Origin of the sequence: Streptomyces sp. NBC_01622 (assembly GCF_045209635.1) — a bacterium.
Taxonomy (GTDB): Bacteria; Actinomycetota; Actinomycetes; order Streptomycetales; family Streptomycetaceae; genus Streptomyces.
In genome coordinates, this window is sequence record NZ_CP109293.1 from 8,911,874 (window position 1) to 8,930,065 (window position 18,192).

At 71.6% G+C, this 18,192-nt stretch carries 16 protein-coding genes and 1 pseudogene; 7 read left to right on the top strand and 10 right to left on the bottom strand.

Annotated features, from left to right (window positions below; all coding sequences use genetic code 11):
* The first annotated feature begins 28 nt into the window (after positions 1-28).
* Complete coding sequence (locus OH768_RS41330; protein WP_406461557.1) at positions 29-775, top strand: hypothetical protein; 747 nt, start codon at positions 29-31, stop codon at positions 773-775.
* 89 nt (positions 776-864) lie between these two features.
* On the opposite strand, the gene OH768_RS41335 is transcribed toward OH768_RS41330, so the two are convergent.
* Positions 865-3,078 carry a helix-hairpin-helix domain-containing protein gene (locus OH768_RS41335; RefSeq protein ID WP_406461559.1) on the bottom strand — a complete coding sequence of 738 codons (2,214 nt, stop codon included), beginning with the start codon at positions 3,076-3,078 and terminating at the stop codon, positions 865-867.
* Positions 3,075-4,058 carry an aldo/keto reductase gene (locus OH768_RS41340; protein WP_406461561.1) on the bottom strand — a complete coding sequence of 328 codons (984 nt, stop codon included), beginning with the start codon at positions 4,056-4,058 and terminating at the stop codon, positions 3,075-3,077. The genes OH768_RS41335 and OH768_RS41340 overlap by 4 nt, the downstream gene beginning before the upstream one ends.
* 186 nt (positions 4,059-4,244) lie before the next feature.
* On the opposite strand from OH768_RS41340, the gene OH768_RS41345 reads away from it, so the two are divergent.
* Positions 4,245-5,300, top strand: a complete 1,056-nt coding sequence (locus OH768_RS41345; protein WP_406461563.1) for an LLM class F420-dependent oxidoreductase — start codon at positions 4,245-4,247, stop codon at positions 5,298-5,300.
* 234 nt (positions 5,301-5,534) lie between these two features.
* Positions 5,535-6,323: a ferritin-like domain-containing protein gene (locus OH768_RS41350; protein WP_406461565.1), complete on the top strand. Its 789-nt coding sequence runs from the start codon at positions 5,535-5,537 to the stop codon at positions 6,321-6,323.
* Positions 6,324-6,339: 16 nt separating this feature from the next.
* Here the strand turns inward: OH768_RS41350 and corA are convergent, their stop codons facing one another.
* Positions 6,340-7,338, bottom strand: a complete 999-nt coding sequence (corA, locus tag OH768_RS41355; protein ID WP_406461566.1) for a magnesium/cobalt transporter CorA — start codon at positions 7,336-7,338, stop codon at positions 6,340-6,342.
* A 62-nt stretch (positions 7,339-7,400) separates the two neighbouring features.
* On the opposite strand from corA, the gene OH768_RS41360 reads away from it, so the two are divergent.
* The 4 genes from OH768_RS41360 (at position 7,401) to mshC (ending at position 10,891) form a co-directional block, all read left to right on the top strand.
* A complete protein-coding gene (locus OH768_RS41360) occupies positions 7,401-8,087 on the top strand; it encodes a histidine phosphatase family protein (RefSeq protein ID WP_406461568.1) in 687 nt (228 codons plus the stop codon).
* 75 nt (positions 8,088-8,162) lie between these two features.
* Positions 8,163-8,753 (top strand): DUF3090 domain-containing protein, encoded by a 591-nt coding sequence (locus OH768_RS41365; protein WP_406461569.1) that lies wholly within the window; start codon positions 8,163-8,165, stop codon positions 8,751-8,753.
* The gene (locus OH768_RS41370; protein ID WP_406461571.1) at positions 8,717-9,544 is read left to right on the top strand and encodes an SCO1664 family protein; all 828 of its coding nucleotides are present in this window, start codon (positions 8,717-8,719) and stop codon (positions 9,542-9,544) included. The genes OH768_RS41365 and OH768_RS41370 overlap by 37 nt, the downstream gene beginning before the upstream one ends.
* A 117-nt stretch (positions 9,545-9,661) precedes the next feature.
* A complete protein-coding gene (mshC, locus tag OH768_RS41375; RefSeq protein ID WP_406461573.1) occupies positions 9,662-10,891 on the top strand; it encodes a cysteine--1-D-myo-inosityl 2-amino-2-deoxy-alpha-D-glucopyranoside ligase in 1,230 nt (409 codons plus the stop codon).
* A 64-nt stretch (positions 10,892-10,955) separates the two neighbouring features.
* Here the strand turns inward: mshC and OH768_RS41380 are convergent, their stop codons facing one another.
* The 7 genes and pseudogenes from OH768_RS41380 to OH768_RS41410 form a co-directional block, all read right to left on the bottom strand.
* A complete protein-coding gene (locus OH768_RS41380) occupies positions 10,956-11,498 on the bottom strand; it encodes a hypothetical protein (RefSeq protein ID WP_406461574.1) in 543 nt (180 codons plus the stop codon).
* A gap of 34 nt (positions 11,499-11,532) precedes the next feature.
* Complete coding sequence (locus OH768_RS41385) at positions 11,533-13,254, bottom strand: S8 family peptidase (protein ID WP_406461576.1); 1,722 nt, start codon at positions 13,252-13,254, stop codon at positions 11,533-11,535.
* A gap of 180 nt (positions 13,255-13,434) precedes the next feature.
* On the bottom strand, positions 13,435-14,451 hold the full coding sequence (locus OH768_RS41390) for a PAC2 family protein (RefSeq protein WP_406461578.1): 1,017 nt from the start codon (positions 14,449-14,451) through the stop codon (positions 13,435-13,437).
* Between the two features lie 198 nt (positions 14,452-14,649).
* Positions 14,650-15,321, bottom strand: a complete 672-nt coding sequence (locus OH768_RS41395) for a FadR/GntR family transcriptional regulator (RefSeq protein WP_019066078.1) — start codon at positions 15,319-15,321, stop codon at positions 14,650-14,652.
* Between the two features lie 85 nt (positions 15,322-15,406).
* Positions 15,407-16,702: an amidohydrolase gene (locus OH768_RS41400; protein WP_406461579.1), complete on the bottom strand. Its 1,296-nt coding sequence runs from the start codon at positions 16,700-16,702 to the stop codon at positions 15,407-15,409.
* Positions 16,699-17,451 (bottom strand): nucleoside phosphorylase, encoded by a 753-nt coding sequence (locus OH768_RS41405; protein ID WP_406461581.1) that lies wholly within the window; start codon positions 17,449-17,451, stop codon positions 16,699-16,701. Before OH768_RS41405 ends, OH768_RS41400 begins: the two co-directional genes overlap by 4 nt.
* Positions 17,448-18,056 (bottom strand): annotated as a pseudogene (locus OH768_RS41410) (ABC transporter permease); the annotation flags it as partial. The pseudogene OH768_RS41410 and the gene OH768_RS41405, both read right to left, overlap by 4 nt.
* Positions 18,057-18,192: the final 136 nt, after the last annotated feature.

Consider the following 18,192-nt stretch of genomic DNA (forward strand, 5'->3'; position numbering starts at 1 on the left):
GAGCCCCGGTACGGATAGCGTCTGCACTATGTCTGATGCTGCGCAGCCCACCGCTGCCGAGGTACGCGCCGCCGCCGAGGCGGTAAAGACCGCGCTCGACCGCCACCTGGCCGCGGTCGAAGGCCGGTCGGGGGAGGACGACCCGGCCGTCTACGAGGCGTTCAACCAGCTCGCCGCGGCGGCCGAGGTCTACGACGAGCTGCTCTACGACCGTTATGACGAGGTCACGCCTTTCGAGATCCCCGGTACCGACGACTCCCTGCCCCCGTACACCGGCCCCGAGGAGCCGAACGCGGTGAGCGTGCTGATCCGTCGCGACTACGCCGTGGCGGAGCCGCAGCGGCTGCTCGCCCAGGCGCAGCGGGTCGAGGCGGCGGTCGGCGACGGCACCGGCACGGAGGCCTCCGGCACGATCCACGGCGCGCTCGGCATCCTCTTCGACGAGTTCGAGGCCGACGAGATCGCCTCCCGGCCCAAGGAGTTCGGCCTCGAGGAGGGCGACTCCACGCTGTGGGTGACCGCGGCCGACGAAGCGGCCGAACCCGGCGCCTGGCTGGAGGCCCCCTTCGAGCAGGTCGACCCCCAGCGGGTGGTGTGCCGCTTCGACGTCAGCGCGGTCTTCGACGACGAGATCGACGACGAACTGGACGACCTCGACGAGGTGGACGAGCCCGGGGCGGAGATCGAGGAGGGAATCGAGGACGAACTCGATCCCGACCTCGACGCGGATCTCGACGAGGACGAGGACCTGGAGGCGCTCGAAGCGGACCGTTGAGCCGCGCAGCGCCGACTGTGACGAACGACGGCGGCGGTCACGGAGGAAGCCCCTCCGTGACCGCCGTCGTCGTCGTTGTGCCGTCCGGTTCAGCCCCCTACCGGGACCTGCGGCCGCAGCAGCACCGGCAGGCGGGTCGTGCGCGGCTTGGCCGGGATCTCGGCGACGGCCCGGGGCAGCGCCTGATCGACGCCGTGCACCACGGAGAGATGCCGGTCCGCCCGGCTGAACGCCGTGTACACCCAGGGCCGGCTGAGAGCCTGCGCCGCGTCCCCGGGCAGCACCACGACCACCGCGGGCCACCGCGCCCCGACCGCCTGATGCGCGGTCAACGCCCACCCGTGCCGCACGGACTGCTCCACCCGCTCCTTCGGTACGACGACGGGCTCGCCCGCGCACGACAGGTGCAGCCCCTCGGCGTCGGCCTTCACCACCTGGCCGACGACGGTACGGCCCGGGGTGGGGGAGTACGCGACCCGGTCACCGGGGTCGAAGCCGCCGAACCGGCCGGGACCCGGGTTGAGCCGCTCCTTCAGCGCCACGTTGAGGGCACGGGTGCCGGCCGCGCCGCCGTGGCCCGGTGTGATCACCGCGGTCTGCTCGGCGGGGACGCCGATCACGCGCGGCACCGAGTCGGCGACGAGCTGCACGGTCCGGTGCACGGCCTCACCGGCGTCCCGCACCGGCACGATCACGACCTCCTTGCCGGGGGCCTCCACCTGGTTCAGCTCGCCGATGCCGATGCCGGAGACCAGCTCGCCCACGGGACCGGGGTCGGGGCGGCGCGAGACGACGTGGGGGCAGGCCCGCGCGGCCAGCAGATCGGCGAAGACCCGGCCGGGGCCCGCCGACCACAGCACCGCCGGGTCCCCGGCCAGCACCAGCCGGGCGCCGTCCGGCAGCGACTCGGTGAGCAGGGCAGCCGTCTCGACATCGAGCTGGGGCGCGTCCAGTACGACGAGGAGATCCAGGTCCAGGGCACCGTCCGTGTCCCGACCCGGGCCTTCGGCACCGGCCAACAGCCCAGCCACGGTTGCCACTTGGGGTCCTTCGCCGGGCCCGGCACCCTCCGCCTCCGCGGACCGCGTCAACAGCGCGGCAAACCGGTCCCGGCCCACCGGGCTGTACGCGGCGGCCCAGGAGCGCAGGCCGAAGCCCGCCGCCGCGTGCAGCAGCGCGGCCGGTTCTTCGAGGGACGCCTCCCCGCCCGTGTGCAGCACCAGGCCGTGTCCCGCGACCGCGCGGACCAGCTCGCCGGTGGACCCCTTGGCGGCACCGGCCCGCTCCCAGTCCGTAGCCGAACCGTCCTCCTTCGGCACCGAGTTGATCAGCTTGGCCAGTCCGTCGGCGAGGCTCTCCTCGGCGAGCGCGTACCGCTCCAGGCCGATCAGCACCCGCACCGGACGCTCCGCGCCCTCTTCTGCTTCCGCTTCGTCGTCCGTGCGCTGCACCGGGACCGCGGGCTCGTCCAACGCGTCCTGGAACACCAGCACTTCGCCCTCCGCGATGGCGCTCTGCGTCGCCGCGTCCGGGTCGGGCACGCCCTGCTTGGCCAGTGCGGCCGTCAACGCCGAGGCCTCCAGGGCCGTATGCCCGGCCAGGGCCGCCTGCTCCAGGAGCCAGCCGGTGACCGACCGGCCCCGCCGCTCGTCGTCCGGCGCGCACTCGGCGCCGAGCAGCGCCCGCGCGAACCCGTCGGCCTGCTCGGGCCGCACCCCCGGGACGCGCAGCAACTGCCAGGGATCCTCGCGGAGTTGGTCGTCCGCGCCCTCACCGAGCGCCGCCGCGACCTGCGCCGCGAGCGTCTCGGGCGCGCCGCCCTCGACCAGCACCTGCCGTACGGAGGCGACGGTCTCGCCGGCCGGGGCGCCGGGCTCGGCCGCGACGGGCTGCGGCCGCCGCACGGCTTCGGGCGCGGCGGCGCGGCGCGGGGTGGGCTCCGGCCCGGTGAACGCGGTGGCCACGGGCTTCTCGCCGCCCTCCACGGCCCGGACGGCGGCGAGCAGATCGGCGGCCGTACCGCTCAGCTTGGTCCCCGCCGCGATGGGCCCGGCCTTCTCCGCCTTCCGCCGCTCGATCCGCTCCCGCTCCAGCCGCTGCGCGAGCAACTCGGCGGCGGCCTCGGACAGTTCGGGAGCGGCGGCAGCCCCGGCGGTGGCCTCACCGGTGCCTTCGGCACCCTCCACGGCGGCAACCTCACCCGAGTCCGCGCTCTCGGCACCTTCCGCGTCCGTGGCCTCACCCGCGTCCGCCTCCGCGCCCTCGGCCGGCGAGGTCTCCGTGGTCTCCGGGTCCGTGCTCACAGCGTGCTCCAGTCGTGATCGGGATAGCGGTGCAGAGGCGCTGACACATCGTCGAGCGCTCGGCAGATCTCGTCAGGAAGACTAAGCGCCTCCACTGACAATGCGGCCGTGAGCTGCTGCGCGTTGCGCGCGCCGACGATCGGGGCGGCCACCCCGGGCCGGTCGCGGACCCAGGCCAGGGCGACCTGGAGGGGGGTCACGGCGAGCCCGTCCGCGGCCGTCGTCACGGCGTCCACGATGCGGCTCGCCGTGTCGTCGAGGTAGGGCGCGACGAAGAGCCCCATGTGCTCCGAGGCCCCGCGCGAGCCGGCCGGTGTGCCGTGCCGGTACTTTCCGGTGAGCACCCCGCGTCCGAGCGGCGAGGAGGGCAGCAGCCCGATGCCCAGGTCGAGCGCGGCCGGCAGCACCTCGCGCTCCACGCCCCGCTGCAACAGCGAGTACTCCAGCTGTGTGCTCGCCAGCCGCGTGCGCGTACCGGGCGCCGCCAGCTGCCAGGTCGCCGCCTTGGCGAGCTGCCACCCGCAGTAGTTGGAGACGCCCGCGTAGCGCGCCCGGCCGCTGCTGACCGCCAGGTCGAGGGCCTGGAGGGTCTCCTCCAGCGGGGTGAACGGGTCGAAGGCGTGGATGTGCCACAGGTCGACGTAGTCCGTGCCGAGCCGGGCCAGCGAGGCGTCCAGCGCGGCGAGCAGATGGCCGCGCGAGCCGTCGAAGCGGCGGTCGGGGTCGGGCACGCTCCCCGCCTTCGTCGAGATGACCAGGTCCCGGCGCGGCACGAGCCCCTCTATGAGCTGTCCGAGCAGATACTCGGCCTCCCCGTCGCCGTACACGTCCGCCGTGTCGACGAGGGTGCCGCCGGCCTCCCAGAACGCCTTCAAGAGGTCCGCGGCGTCATGCTCGTCGGTGTCGCGCCCCCAGGTGAGGGTGCCGAGTCCGATCCGGGACACACGAAGGCCGGTACGGCCGAGATGCCTCTGCTCCATGAACGCCGAGATTACTGGCCTGAACCTGGCCTGTGGTTGCCTGTGGATAACCGATTTCCACGATGATCCACAGTCCCTCGCACGGCACGCTCCGTGACCACTCACCGGCACCCGTCCTGTCCGCCCTGACCACCTCGCGCTAGGGTCGGCACAACAGCGACGTTACTGATCGGTAAGGGGTCTGCCATGCAGCTCGGGATCAACCTCGGCTACTGGGGTGCCGGAATGGACGGCGACAATCTGGCCGTGGCCCAGGAGGCCGACCGCCTCGGCTACGCCGTGTGCTGGGCCGCCGAGGCCTACGGCTCCGACGCGGCCACGGTCCTCACCTGGGTCGCCGCGCAGACCGAGCGCATCGACGTCGGCTCGGCCATCTTCCAGATCCCGGCCCGCCAGCCCGCGATGACCGCGATGACCGCCGCGACCCTCGACTCCCTCTCCGGGGGCCGCTTCCGCCTCGGCCTCGGCGTCTCGGGGCCGCAGGTTTCCGAAGGCTGGTACGGCGTCAAGTTCGACAAGCCGCTGGCACGCACGCGTGAGTACGTCGAGATCGTACGGAAGGCGATGACGCGCGAGCGGCTGTCGTACGACGGCGAGCACTGGACGCTGCCGCTGCCCGGCGGCCCGGGCAAGCCGCTCAAGCTGACCGTGCACCCGGAGCGCGAGCACATCCCGCTGTACATCGCGGCGATCGGCCCGAAGAACCTGGAGCAGACCGGCGAGATCGCCGACGGCGCGCTGCTCATCTTCCCGTCCGCGGAGCACCTGGAGGACACCGCCGTCCGGCACCTGCGCGCCGGGCGCGAGAAGGCGGGCAAGACCCTCGAAGGCTTCGACATCGTCCCGACGGTCCCGCTCGCCCTCGGCGAGGACAAGGACGTCGAGAAGCTCGCCGACACCTTCCGCCCGTACACCGCGCTGTACGTCGGTGGCATGGGCAGCCGGCAGCAGAACTTCTACAACAAGCAGGCCCGGCGCATGGGCTTCGAGGAGGCGGCGACCGAGATCCAGGACAAGTACCTGGCCGGCGACAAGGGCGGCGCCGCCGCCGCGATCCCACACGACCTGATCGACAAGACGACACTCCTGGGCTCCGTGGACCGCATCGCGGACCGGATGAAGGAGTACGCGGCGGCCGGTGTCACCACCCTGACGCTCGCCCCGGCGGGCTGGACCCTGGAGGAGCGGATCGCCGCGCTCCGCGCCGGAACCGAGGCACTGGAGCGTGCGGGACTCGCGTAAGGCGACTGCGCCGTACGGACGTTTTCTACGGCCGTGGTGGGGGCTCGGGGGGTCTTCCCCGCCACGGCCGTCACGGGGAACAACGCGCCCGGCCCCTTGCGGTTACGCCCCCGTCGGGATACGGGCAGTCCTCCTTTTGGCGGAGTTGTCCGACACAGCTGTTGCAGCACCTCTGATGCCGCATTTGACTCGTTCTTTGCGGATTGCTGCTGATTATGCAGAGAGGTGCCTCAGATGCTGTCGGCCAAAAGTCTGTTCCAGGAGATCCTCGACGACGACGAGTCCTTCCGGCTGTTCTGCTCCATCGCGGCCAGCGGTGAGTCCCAGGGCGGCTGGGAGAACGGGCGCATCGCCGCCCTCGTCCCGCCGACCGAACGCGACCTCGCCCCCAAGATCAGGCGGCACGGCGCCGACGAGGACAAGCACGGGCGCATTTTCAACGCCCTCATGAAGAAGCGCGGCCTCGAACCCGTCCCGGTGCCGTCGGACACCGACTACACGATGCTCCTGGAGCGGCACGGCATCGGTCTCGCGCACGAGAAGCTCGAAGGCGACCAGTCGCTCACCGTCCAGGACATCGTCATCTATCTCGCCCACAGCCGGGTCACCGAACAGCGCGCCTCCGAGCAGATGGGACTGCTGCGCAGGCACTTCGCCGACCACCCCGACCTCGGCCGCGCGGTGCGGATGATCTCGAACGACGAGGACAACCATCTCGCCTACTGCCACGAGGAGTTGTTGCGCTTCGCGCGCGCGGGACACGGCCGCGCGATCCAGCGGACCCTGCGCGAGTGCGCGCTCGCCGAGATCCGGATCTACCGGGACGTCAGCCTCGCCGTGATGGCCCACATGGGACGCGTCCTCGCCTGGCCGCGCGCCAAGTCGGCGGCCCTGGCCGCGGGCATCCACGCCGTGTACGCCTACGAACGGTTCGGCGGCTGGCGCCGGATGGTGTCCTTGAAGATGCCGGAACGACGTGACGCGCTCGGCGGACCGGCCACCGCGGCACTCGAGTTCGCGTGAGCCGGAGCGGAGGCCGCTACAGCCAGCCGCGCCGCTTGAACGTCCGGTACAGCAGCACCTCCAGGGCGACCATCAGCAGGATCACCGCCGGGTACGCCCACAGCCAGTGCAGCTCCGGCATGTGGTCGAAGTTCATGCCGTAGACGCCCGCGATCATCGTGGGGACCGCGGCCATGGCCGCCCAGCCGGAGATCTTCCGCATGTCGTCGTTCTGCCGGACGCTGGTCTGCGCGAGATGCGCCGACAGGACGTCCGAGACCAGCCGGTCCAGGCCCTCCACGGACTCGTTGACCTTCATCAGATGGTCGTTCACGTCACGGAAGAACGGCCGCGCCTTGTCGTGCACGAACCGCACCCGGTCACCGGCGAGACCGACCCCCGCGAGCCGGGCCAGCGGTTGCGCGAGCGGCCCGGTGGCCCGGCGGAACTCCAGGATCTGCCGCTTGAAGGCGTAGATGCGCGACGCCGTGGTCCGCGAGCCGCCGCCGGCCGGCGAGAACACCGCCGCCTCCAGCTCCTCCAGGTCGGTCTGCAACTCGCCCGCCACGTCCACGTAGTGGTCGACCACGGCGTCCGCGATCGAGTACAGCACCGCCGTAGGACCGTGCCGCAGCATCTCCGGCTCCTCCTCAAGACGGTGCCGTACGGCCGCCAGAGGGGCCTCCTCGCCGTGCCGGACGGTCACCACAAAGGAGTCGCCCACGAAGACCATGACCTCGCCGGAGGTGACCACGTCGCTGTCCGCCTCGTAGCCCACCGGCTTCAGGACCACGAACAGCGAGTCGTCGTAGACCTCCAGCTTGGGCCGCTGATGTGCGGTCAGGGCGTCCTCGACGGCCAGCGGGTGCAGCCCGAACTCCTGGGTGACCCGGTCGAACTCCTTCTCCGTGGGCTCGTACAGCCCGATCCAGACGAAGGCGTCACCCACGCGACGGCAGTGGTCCAGGCCGTCGGAGAAGTCGCCGGGCCCCTCCGTCCGGCGTCCGTCACGGTAGATGGCGTAGTCGACGATCACGGTGCGTATTGTCCCTCCGTCCGGCCCAGGACGCACCCGGGCGTGCGCCTACCCTTGGCGGCATGCCCACGTTGATCCTTGTCCGGCACGGACGTTCGACCGCCAACACCGGGGGAGTGCTCGCCGGCTGGACGCCCGGAGTCGCTCTCGACGAGCGCGGCAACGCCCAGGCCGCCGCGCTCCCCGGACGGCTCGCCGCGCTGCCGATCGCCGAGGTCGTCACCAGCCCGCTGCAACGCTGCCAGGAGACCCTCCAGCCCCTTCTGGACGCCCGCCCCGAACTGCGCGCGCACACCGACGAGCGGATCGGGGAGTGCCACTACGGCGACTGGTCCGGCCGCAAACTCGCCGAGCTCAAGGACGAGCCCCTCATGGAGGTCGTCCAGGCGCACCCCTCGGCCGCCGCGTTCCCCGGCGGCGAGTCGATGCGGTCGATGCAGACCCGCGCGGCCGAGGCCGTACGCGAGTGGAACGCGCGCGTGGAGCGCGATCACGGCGCCGACGCCGTCTACCTCATGTGCTCGCACGGCGACATCATCAAGTCCCTTGTCGCGGACGCACTCGGACTTCATCTCGACCTCTTCCAGCGGATCTCCGTAGAACCGTGTTCCATCACCGCGATCCGTTACACCCGTCTCAGGCCCTTTCTCGTACGGCTCGGGGACACCGGCGATCTCGCCTCCCTGGCGCCGCGCGAGGAGCCCCCGGGCGACGACGCCCCGGTCGGGGGCGGCGCGGGCGCACCGTGATCGTCGGCCGCAGTAGGGTGAAGCGGTCGCAGTAGCGCCGCACTTGTCAGCAGTCGATTCCAATGGAGACAGGACGTGTCCCGTCAGGTGTTCCTCTACGACCCGCCGGACCGCTTCGTAGCCGGTACGGTCGGTCTGCCCGGGCGCCGTACGTTCTTCCTCCAGGCCGCCGCCGGCCCTCGGGTGACCAGCGTGGCCCTGGAGAAGACGCAGGTCGCCGCGCTCGCCGAGCGCATGGACGAGCTTCTGGACGAGGTCGTACGGCGCAGCGGCGGCATCGCGGCCGTCCCCGCCGTCACCCCCACCGAGATCTCCGACACCCGCCCCCTGGAGACCCCCGTCGAGGAGGAGTTCCGCGTCGGGACCATGGCGCTTGCCTGGGACGGCGAGGAACAGCGCATGATCGTCGAGGCGCAGGCCCTCGTGGAGCTCGACGCGGAGTCCGAGGAGGACCTCGCCGAGGCCGAGGAGCGGCTGCTCCAGGACGAGGAGAACGGACCCCCGATGCTGCGGGTCCGGCTCACCGGAGCCCAGGCCCGCGCCTTCGCCAAACGCGCCCTGGACGTCGTCAACGCCGGCCGTCCGCCCTGCCCGCTGTGCAGCCTCCCGCTCGACCCGGAAGGACACGTATGTCCGCGCCAGAACGGATACCGCCGCGGAGCGTGACCACGGCCGAGCTGCTCGCCAAGGGCGAGCTGAAGGTACGCGGACGCATCCGCGAGGCCTCGAACGCGGTGCTGTTCTGCTCCGTGACGTACGAGGGCCGTGAGGCGTCCTGCGTGTACAAACCCGTCGCTGGGGAGCGCCCCCTGTGGGACTTCCCGGACGGCAACCTCGCCCAGCGCGAGGTCGCCGCCTACGAGGTCTCCGAGGCGACCGGCTGGGGTCTCGTGCCGACCACCGTGCTGCGCGACGGGCCGTACGGCGAGGGCATGTGCCAGCTGTGGATCGAGGCGGCGACGGACGAGGGCGGGCCCGAACTGCTCGCCCTGGTCGACGCGGAGGAGCCCGAAGCCGGGTGGAAGGCCATCGGGTTCGCCGACGTCGGCGAGGGCAAAACGGCACTCCTGGTGCACGCCGACGACGAGCGGCTGCGCCGGCTCGCCGTCCTCGACGCCGTGATCAACAACGCCGACCGCAAGGGCGGCCATCTGCTGCCCGCCGACGGGGGGCGCCTTTACGGCATCGACCACGGTGTCACCTTCAACGCCGAGAACAAGCTGCGCACCCTCCTGTGGGGCTGGGCGGGCGAGTCCCTCACCCCGGAGTCGATCGAGGTCCTCCAGGGGCTCAGAGAGGCGCTCAGGGACCGTGCCGGGCTCGCCGGGAAGCTCGCCGAGCTGATCACCGCCGTAGAACTCGACGCCACGCGCGCGCGGGTCGAGGCGCTGCTTGAGGCCGGAAAGCATCCCGAGCCGAGCGGGGAGTGGCCGGCCATTCCGTGGCCGCCGGTCTGACAGCACCGTGTCCGCAGGCCGGAAAGCACAAGGGTGCGGGACGGGCAAGAGCGCCTTACCGGCCATCCGGCCTGGTCCGGTTCGTATGCGAAACATCCGTCCGGTTACGCTCATGACATGTATGCCTGGCCCGCTTCTGAGGTCCCCGCCCTGCCCGGCAAGGGCCGCGACCTCCGGATCCACGACACCGCGACCGGCGGTCTGGTCACCCCCGACACCGGTCCCGTCGCCCGTCTCTACGTGTGCGGCATCACGCCGTACGACGCCACCCACATGGGGCACGCGGCGACCTACAACGCGTTCGACCTCGTGCAGCGCGTGTGGCTCGACACCAAGCGCCAGGTTCACTACGTCCAGAACGTGACCGACGTCGACGACCCGCTCCTGGAGCGCGCCGTGCGCGACGGCGTCGACTGGGTGGCCCTCGCCGAGAAGGAGACGGCGCTCTTCCGCGAGGACATGACCGCCCTGCGCATGCTGCCCCCGAAGCACTACATCGGCGCCGTCGAGGCGATACCCGGCATCGTGCCGCTCGTCGAGCGCCTCAGGGACGCCGGTGCCGCCTACGAACTCGAGGGCGACATCTACTTCTCCGTCGGGTCCGACCCCAACTTCGGCAGGGTCTCGAACCTCGACGCCGCCGCCATGCGCCTGCTGTCCGCCGAGCGCGGCGGCGACCCGGACCGCCCGGGCAAGAAGAACCCCCTCGACCCGATCCTGTGGCTCGCCGCCCGCGAGGGCGAACCGAGCTGGGACGGCGGCTCATTGGGCGCCGGCCGCCCCGGCTGGCACATCGAGTGCGTGGCCATCGCCCTGGACCACCTCGGCATGGGCTTCGACGTGCAGGGCGGCGGCTCCGACCTCGCCTTCCCGCACCACGAGATGGGCGCCTCGCACGCCCAGGTGCTGACCGGCGAGTTCCCCATGGCCAAGGCGTACGTCCACGCCGGCATGGTCGCCCTGGACGGCGAGAAGATGTCGAAGTCCAAGGGCAACCTGGTCTTCGTCTCGGCGCTGCGCCGCGAGGGCGTCGACCCGGCCGCGATCCGGCTGGCGCTGCTCGCCCACCACTACCGCGCCGACTGGGAGTGGACCGACGGGGTGCTCGCGGAGGCGGTCGCCCGGCTCGGCCGCTGGCGTGCCGCCGTCTCCCGGCCCGACGGTCCCTCCGCCCTGAAGCTCGTCGAGGAGATGCGCGAAGCCCTCGCGAACGACCTCGACGCACCGGCCGCGCTCGCCGCGGTCGACCGCTGGGCCGCCGTCCAGCGCGACCGGGGCGGCAGCGACGAGGGCGCCCCCGGCGTCGTCTCCCGTGCCGTGGACGCCCTGTTGGGCGTGGCCCTCTAGTAGGCAGACGGGGGCGGTTCCTCCCCGCGGGAGGAACCGCCCCTGTTTCACGCGCAGTTGTCCGTCAGAGCTTCTGCACCCGGACGCTGCGCAGGATCGCCGGCGTCTGGCTGTCCCAGATGCCGATCACCTGGTGGCCGAACGCGAAGGCCTGCTCGATCTCCTGATGGGCTTGCGGGGCCGGGTTGTTGAGCACCCGGAACCCGTCCTGGAAGCGCAGGAAGATCTGCTGCGGCTGGCCAGGCAGCGGCTGCACGATGTCGATGTAGCCGTTGGCGACACCGGCCGCCAGCGATTGCGCCTGCGCCGAGACCTGCTGGATCGCCGTCTCGGTCACCTGCTGGAGCTGCTGCTGCACCTGCTGGTCGCCCTGCTGCTGCGGCTGGCCGAGTTGCTGGAGCAGTTGCTGGAACGGCTGCTGCTGGCCGAGCTGTTGGAGCTGCGGCAGCAGACCGGCGCCCGGCCATCCGGCGGACTGCTGCTGCCCGAACGGCTGTTGCTGCTGCGCGAACGGCTGCTGCTGGTACGGCTGTTGATACGGCGACGTACTCGGGAACTGCTGACCTTGCTGCTGTCCCGGTTGGCTCATCTGCGGGGTGGTGCTCATGCGGGTGTCACCTTCCCTTGATGGTGGGGATGCGTCAGCCCGTGACGACCAGGCCGACGATCTCGTCGTCCGAGAACCACACTCGGACGTCGGGCCGTCCCGTCGCGAAGGCGGCGTGCACCGCCTGGCGTATCTCGGGGGACGGATGGTCGAGGTCGCGCCAGGCCCCGGCCACGAACAGCCGGAGCCTGGGCGGGAGTTCACGCGGATACGGCAGCAGCTCGTCCCAGTACCGCTCGGCGCGGCCGGAGCCGACCGCCTGCGGCAGCAACTGGCTGACGGCCGCCCTGAGGTCGGGCCGGCTGCCGATCCGCTGCGAGGCGGGCCGGCCGGGCGCGTCCTGCTGCGGGGAGCCCGAGGCGCGCAGCGTCTCGCGAGCCCGTTCCGGGGACATCGGCTGCTGTTCGGCCGCCCTGAGCATGCCTTGGAGCGCGGCCAGCGCCCCGGCCACCACCGGTGCGGCGGCGGAGGTCCCGGAGAACGTGTCGGTGTACCAGGCGATCTCCTCGGGCCCGGCCTGCAGATCGCCGGGCCGGTCCCAGAACCCGCCGGTGGTCGTGACCTCGCGTCCCCAGCCCTGGGCGTCCACACGGGCACCGTGGTTGGAGAACGCGAGCCGGGACCGGTCCGGCCCGTGGTCGCGGCCGTGGGTACCGGGCGGCGGGGCGCCGGCGCCGACGAGGACGGCACCCGAGGACAGGTTCGAGGGGTTGAACGGGTTGCGCCACCCCTCCGGGAACGCGTCCGGGCGGCGCTCGTAGACCGCGTCGTCCAGCGACTCCGCGCCGTTGCCCGCCGCCTCGACCACCAGGACGCCCCGGGCGGTCGCGTACCGGACGGCCGCGAAGTCGTCAGGCCACCACTCGACGGGGACGTAACCCCGCTGGTCGTCGCGCTGTTCGAAGTCGAACCGCGGTCCGGGGCGGTGCAGTTCGATCAGCAGGAGGTCGCCGGGGCCGAGGCGGTCGGCCGCCGCGTGGATCGCCGCCGCCGTGCCGAGGCCCTGGAAGGACGCCGTCGCGGTCACCGCCTCGGGCACGATGCCGGTCACGCCGTGCTCGCCCCGGTCGCCGCCGAGCACACCGATCACGGCGGTGCCGTGGTTGCGCCAGGCGACATCGGTCAGCGGGGTGCCCACGACGACACCGGCGAGCTTGGCGGCCAGGTCCTCGTGCCCCAACTGCCAAGCCCCCTCTACGTCGATCACGGTCACCCCCTGACCCGACCCGCCGGGCCGTTGCCAGGCCCAGTGGGCGTCGATCCCCTCGGGCGCGGGCCGCAGATAGCCCTGGCGGCTGCTGAAGTCGGGCGTGATGGGCGCCCCCTCCTTCACCTGTAGCTCGTCGTCGGCCACCGTGGCGGGCACGGCGCCCGGCTTCACGTACGCCGTGTCGATGCCCGGCAGCGCCGCGATGCGCGAGCGCAGCTCCTCGGCCCGGCTCCCGCCGTCCTGCACCCGGTAGAAGAGCGCCAGGTCGGGTACGTTCTCCGCGCTCCCGAGGGTGGACTGCTGGAGCCGTTCCTCTCCGCCGAACAGCGGTCGCAGCGCGAGCTGTTCGTCGCCGAGGAACATGTTGAGGGCGGTGACGTCGGCGCCGGACGCCGAGTGGACGCCCTCGGTCCGGGCGCGCAGCCTGGCCTCGGGGCGTGCGACGACGATCAGTTCCTGCTCGGCTCCCCGGTAGGTGAATCCCGCTCCGTCGGGCCCCGGCCCTGATGTTCCCGGGCCCGGCGACGGCTGTGCCTGGTCGGTCATCGGATCTCGCTCCCTTCGGTGCCTGGGTGCCTCGGGGCCCAACCAAGCACCGATGGCGGGAGTCGTAAACCCTCAAATGCCGCCAACTCGGTTTGAAACAAGTTGAATTGGGTAACGTGTGCAATCCGGCCAAACACAGAGAAGGCGGTGCACATCACGTGCACCGCCTTCTGTCCCGCTTCACTCGTCGGAGGAATCCTCGTCGTCTGCATCGGCGTCGGGCCCGGTCTCGGGCTCCGTCTCCGGCTTCGCGGGCCTCGCCGGCTTCGCACGGCCGCCGCCGGGGTTGTCCCGGAGATACGACGCGCTGTCGCTGCCGTCCGCCGTGGCGTGCCCACCGGGCGGGCTGCTGCCGCCGCCGTCCCTGCGTCGCAGATAGCGTTCGAACTCGCGGGCGATCGCCTCGCCCGACGCCTCCGGCAGCTCCGCCGTGTCGCGGGCCTCCTCCAGCGTCTGCACGTACTCGGCGACCTCGCTGTCCTCGGCGGCCAGCTGGTCCACGCCGACCTGCCAGGCGCGCGCGTCCTCGGGCAGCTCGCCCAGCGGGATGCGCACGTCGATCAGGTCCTCCAGGCGGTTCAGCAGCGCCAGGGTGGCCTTCGGGTTGGGCGGCTGCGACACGTAGTGCGGCACCGCCGCCCACAGCGACACGGCCGGTACGCCCGCGTGCGTGCACGCTTCCTGGAGGATGCCGACGATCCCGGTGGGACCCTCGTACTTGGTCTCCTCCAGGTCCATCCGCTGCGCCAGGTCGGAGTCGGACGTGGTCCCGCTGATCGGCACCGGACGTGTGTGCGGGGTGTCACCGAGCAGTGCGCCCAGGATCACCACCAGCTCCACGCCCAGCTCGTGCGCGAAGCCCAGCAGCTCGTTGCAGAACGAGCGCCAGCGCATCGACGGTTCGATACCCCGGACGAGTACGAGATCGCGCGGCTTCTCACCGCCGACCCGGACCACCGAGAGACGGGTCGTGGGCCAGGTGATCTTCCGCACCCCGGCATCCATCCACACCGTGGGCCGGTTCACCTGGAAGTCGTAGTAGTCCTCGGCGTCCAGGGCCGCGAACACCTCGCCCTTCCACTCCCTGTCCAGATGCGCGACCGCGGTGGAGGCGGCGTCGCCGGCGTCGTTCCAGCCCTCGAACGCGGCCACCATCACTGGGTCGATCAGCTCGGGAACCCCCTCCAGCTCGATCACCCAGCGCCTCCTTCCGATCTGTCCTCGCGTACGCCCCAACCTTACGGCGTCCGACGGGGGCGCCCGCAGCCCCCTTGCACGGGGGAGTGACCCCATGCCTGCCCCGTCCGAGCCGGTCGAACACACAAGATCGCCACCCGGTGCGGCCGCGGACCGGCCGGTCACTCCTCCGATGGGTCGGCGGACCCACCCACTCGTTCACAGGGTCGAACGCAGCCACTGCTCCACGCTCGCGATGTGCACCGTCGCCCACGACCGCGCCGCCTCCGCGTCCCGGTCGCGCAGCGCGCCCAGGATCGCCCGGTGCTCGTGCAGGGTCCGGCTGACCGCGTCCTCCTGGGTCAGCCCGCGCCAGATCCTGGCCCGCGTGGTGGGTCCCGACAGACCGTCGAGGAGCGAGCAGAGCACCGAGTTGCCGGAACTCTGCACGATGCCCCGGTGGAACTCCAGGTCGCAGGCGACCAGTTCCTCCACCGAGGGGGCACCGCCCAGCGCGTCCAACTGGAGGGTGAGCGCGTCGAGTTGCTGCTCGCTGATCCGCAGGGCCGCCATCCCGGTGGCCGCGGGCTCCAGAATGCGCCGCACCGCCAGGAATTCGAGCACCGTGTCGTCGCGGTGGAAGTCCACCACGAAACTCAGCGCCTCCAGCAGGAGTTGGGGATCCAGACTCGTGACGTACGTGCCGTCGCCCTGCCGCACGTCCAGGATGCGGATCAGCGACAGCGCGCGCACGGCCTCCCGGAGGGAGTTGCGGGACAGGCCGAGTTCGGCGGCGAGTTCGCTCTCCTTGGGCAGCCGGTCCCCCGGACGCAGCGCGCCGGAGACGATCATTCCCTTGATTTTCTCGATCGCCTCATCGGTGACTGCCATGACCGGCCTCCCTGTTGCTCAGACATCCGATGTATCAGGCATATTATGGGGGTTCAGTGGGCTGAACGGGAGGGAAATCCACAGCTCAGGCAAGTGATTCGAGCTCCGCGATCACGGATTCCTCGTCCAGCGTGCCCAGTGTCCGGTTCCGCATCAGCACCCGGCCGTCCACCACCGTGTCCCGTACGTCCGCCGAGTGGGCCGCGTAGGCGAGCGTCGACCAAGGGTCGTGCAGGGGCCGCAGATGAGGTGCGCCCAGGTCGAGCACGATCAGGTCGGCCCGCTTGCCGACCTCCAGGGACCCCAGGTGATCCCCGAGCCCCAGCGCCCGCGCGCCCTCGATCGTCGCCATCCGTACGGCCTGCTCGGCACCGACCGCCGTCGGATCACCGCTCGCCTTGTGCACCAGCGCCGCCTGTCGTACGGCGCCCAGCACGTCCAGCGTGTTCGAGCTGACGGCCCCGTCCGTGCCCAGCCCCACAGTCACGCCCGCACTCAACAACCGGGGCACGGGCGCGATCCCGCACCCCAACTTCAGGTTGGACACCGGACAGTGGGCGACCGACGTGCCCGTACGGGCCAGCGCCGCGATCTCCGGACCGGTCAGGTCCACGGCGTGCGCGAGCAGCAGATCGGGACCGAGCAGCCCCAGCGAGTCGAGCAACTCCACAGGCCGCTTGCCGTACTTGACCTCGACGGTGGCGACCTCGGTCGCGTTCTCCGCCGCGTGGATGTGCAGCAGCGCCCCGAACTCCCGTGCCAGGGCGGCGATTTCGACCAGCTGGTCGGGGGAGAGGGTGTAGGTCGAGTGCGCGAACAGGATCGGCCGCCGACCGGGGCGTGCCGCGCCGCGCGCCGCCAAGTCCCTTCGCGCCCAGTCGAGTCGGTCCTCGTACGGCATACCGTCCGGCGGCTCCGGTACGTCCATGAAGGTCGGCCCGGAGTGCAGCCGCCAGCCCGCCTCACGGGCCGCCTGCTCGGCCGCCTCGTGGAACCAGTACATGTCGAGCGCCGAGGTCACCCCGGCCCGCACACTCTCGGCCACCGCGAGCCGCACCGCCGCCGCCACGTTCTTCGGCGCCAGCAGCTCGGCCTCCCACTTCAACACCCGCTCCAGGAAGCCCTGGAGAGTCACGTCGTCGGCGCGACCGCGCAACAGCGTCATCGCGAGGTGGGTATGCGTGTTGATGAGTCCGGGCAGGACGAGACAGCCGTCGGCGTCAATGGACTCGACGGCCGTGAACCGTGCTTTCAGCTCCTCGGCGGGTCCTACGGCGACGATCTCGCCCTCGTGGACGGCAACCGCCCCGTCCTGTACGACAGTTCCGGCCTCGTCGACGGTCAGGACATCCCCGCCGTGCACCAACAGATCGATGCTCACGCCTCGTTCCCTTCCGCCAGCAGTCGGAGCGCCTCCAGCGAGACGACCGCGCCGCGCTCGACACCGGCCGCGACGACCTCCCGGTGCGGGTCGTATCCACCAGTGGCGTCCTCGTCGACCAGTTCATCGGCGTTGGCACCGTCGATGACCAGCACCCCACCCGCGACCAGACCCCGCAGCGAGGCGGTGACCAACAGCGCCGACAGCTCCATCTCGATCGCCGCGAGCCCGGCACCGTCGTAGGAGAAGAGGGGGATGAGGCCGGGCTGGAAGGCGGCCCTGGTCCACACGATGCCCCGGTGGTGCGGCGCGCCGGCCTCGCGGGCCGCGCGCTGGAGGGCGAAGACGGCCTCGGGGGAGGAGACCGCCGGGTACTCGGGCGGGAGCAGTTGCTGTGTGACACCGTCGTCGCGTACGGCCGCCTCCGCGATGACGAGGTCGCCGTCGCCGATGCCGGGCTTCATCGCGCCGGCCGTGCCGAAGCGCAGGAAGGTGCGGACCCCCGCGTCCGCCAGTTCCTGGAACAGCAGGATCGCGCCCGGCCCGCCTACCCCGTGCGAGGCGACGGTGACCGGCAGGCCCTTCCAACTCCCGCTGAACACACGGTATTCGCGGTGGTACGACACCTCCTCGGCACCGTCGAGCAGCGCGGCGACGGCGGCTGCGCGTGCCGGGTCGCCGACGACGACCGCGTGTGCCGGTAGGCCGGTGCGCGGTATTCGGGTGATGGGCAGCAGGTCCTGCGTCATGTGGTGGCTCCGGAAGGGGAGTTGGCGGTACGGCGACGGCGGCGGGCCGTCGAGAGGAAGAGGGCGACGAGCGTCACGACGTACGGCGCGGCATCGGTGGCCTGTTGGGGCAGGCCGACGCCCTGGAGGCGGAAGCCGGCGGCCTCGGCGAGACCGAACAGCAACGTGGCGAGCAGCACGCCGACGGGTGCCGCGCGGCCGAGCATCACCGCGACGACGGCGATCCAGCCCCGGCCGGCCGTCATGTTCTCGGAGAACAACGTGACGTTGCCGAGCGCGAGTTGGGCCCCCGCGAGCCCGCACAGGACCCCGGAGACCAGCACCGCCGCGTACTTGTACTTCGCCGGGCTCACCCCCAGCGTCGCCGCCGCGTCCGGTGTCTCACCGACCCCGCGCAGCCGCAGTCCCCACACATGGCGGGACAGCATCACCGCGGCCACCGCGACCGCGACGAACGCCAGATACGCGAGCGGGGTGAAGCCACCGACCAACGGCAGACCGGCGAGTGACGGATCGTCGAAAGTGCCCTGCACACCGAAGACCGTACGCAGGAGGAAGCTGGTGAGGCCAACTGCCAGGAGATTCATGGCGATTCCCAGAACGACCGGCAAGGCGCGCTCCGGCGGGAGCGCGTGCGACCAGATGGTGAGACGGGACATAACGAGGAGTGGACGCGAGAGGAACAGGTCAGCGTCGACAGCGGTCGCTCGCGCAGCGGCCGTGATCGAGGAAACGGCGCAT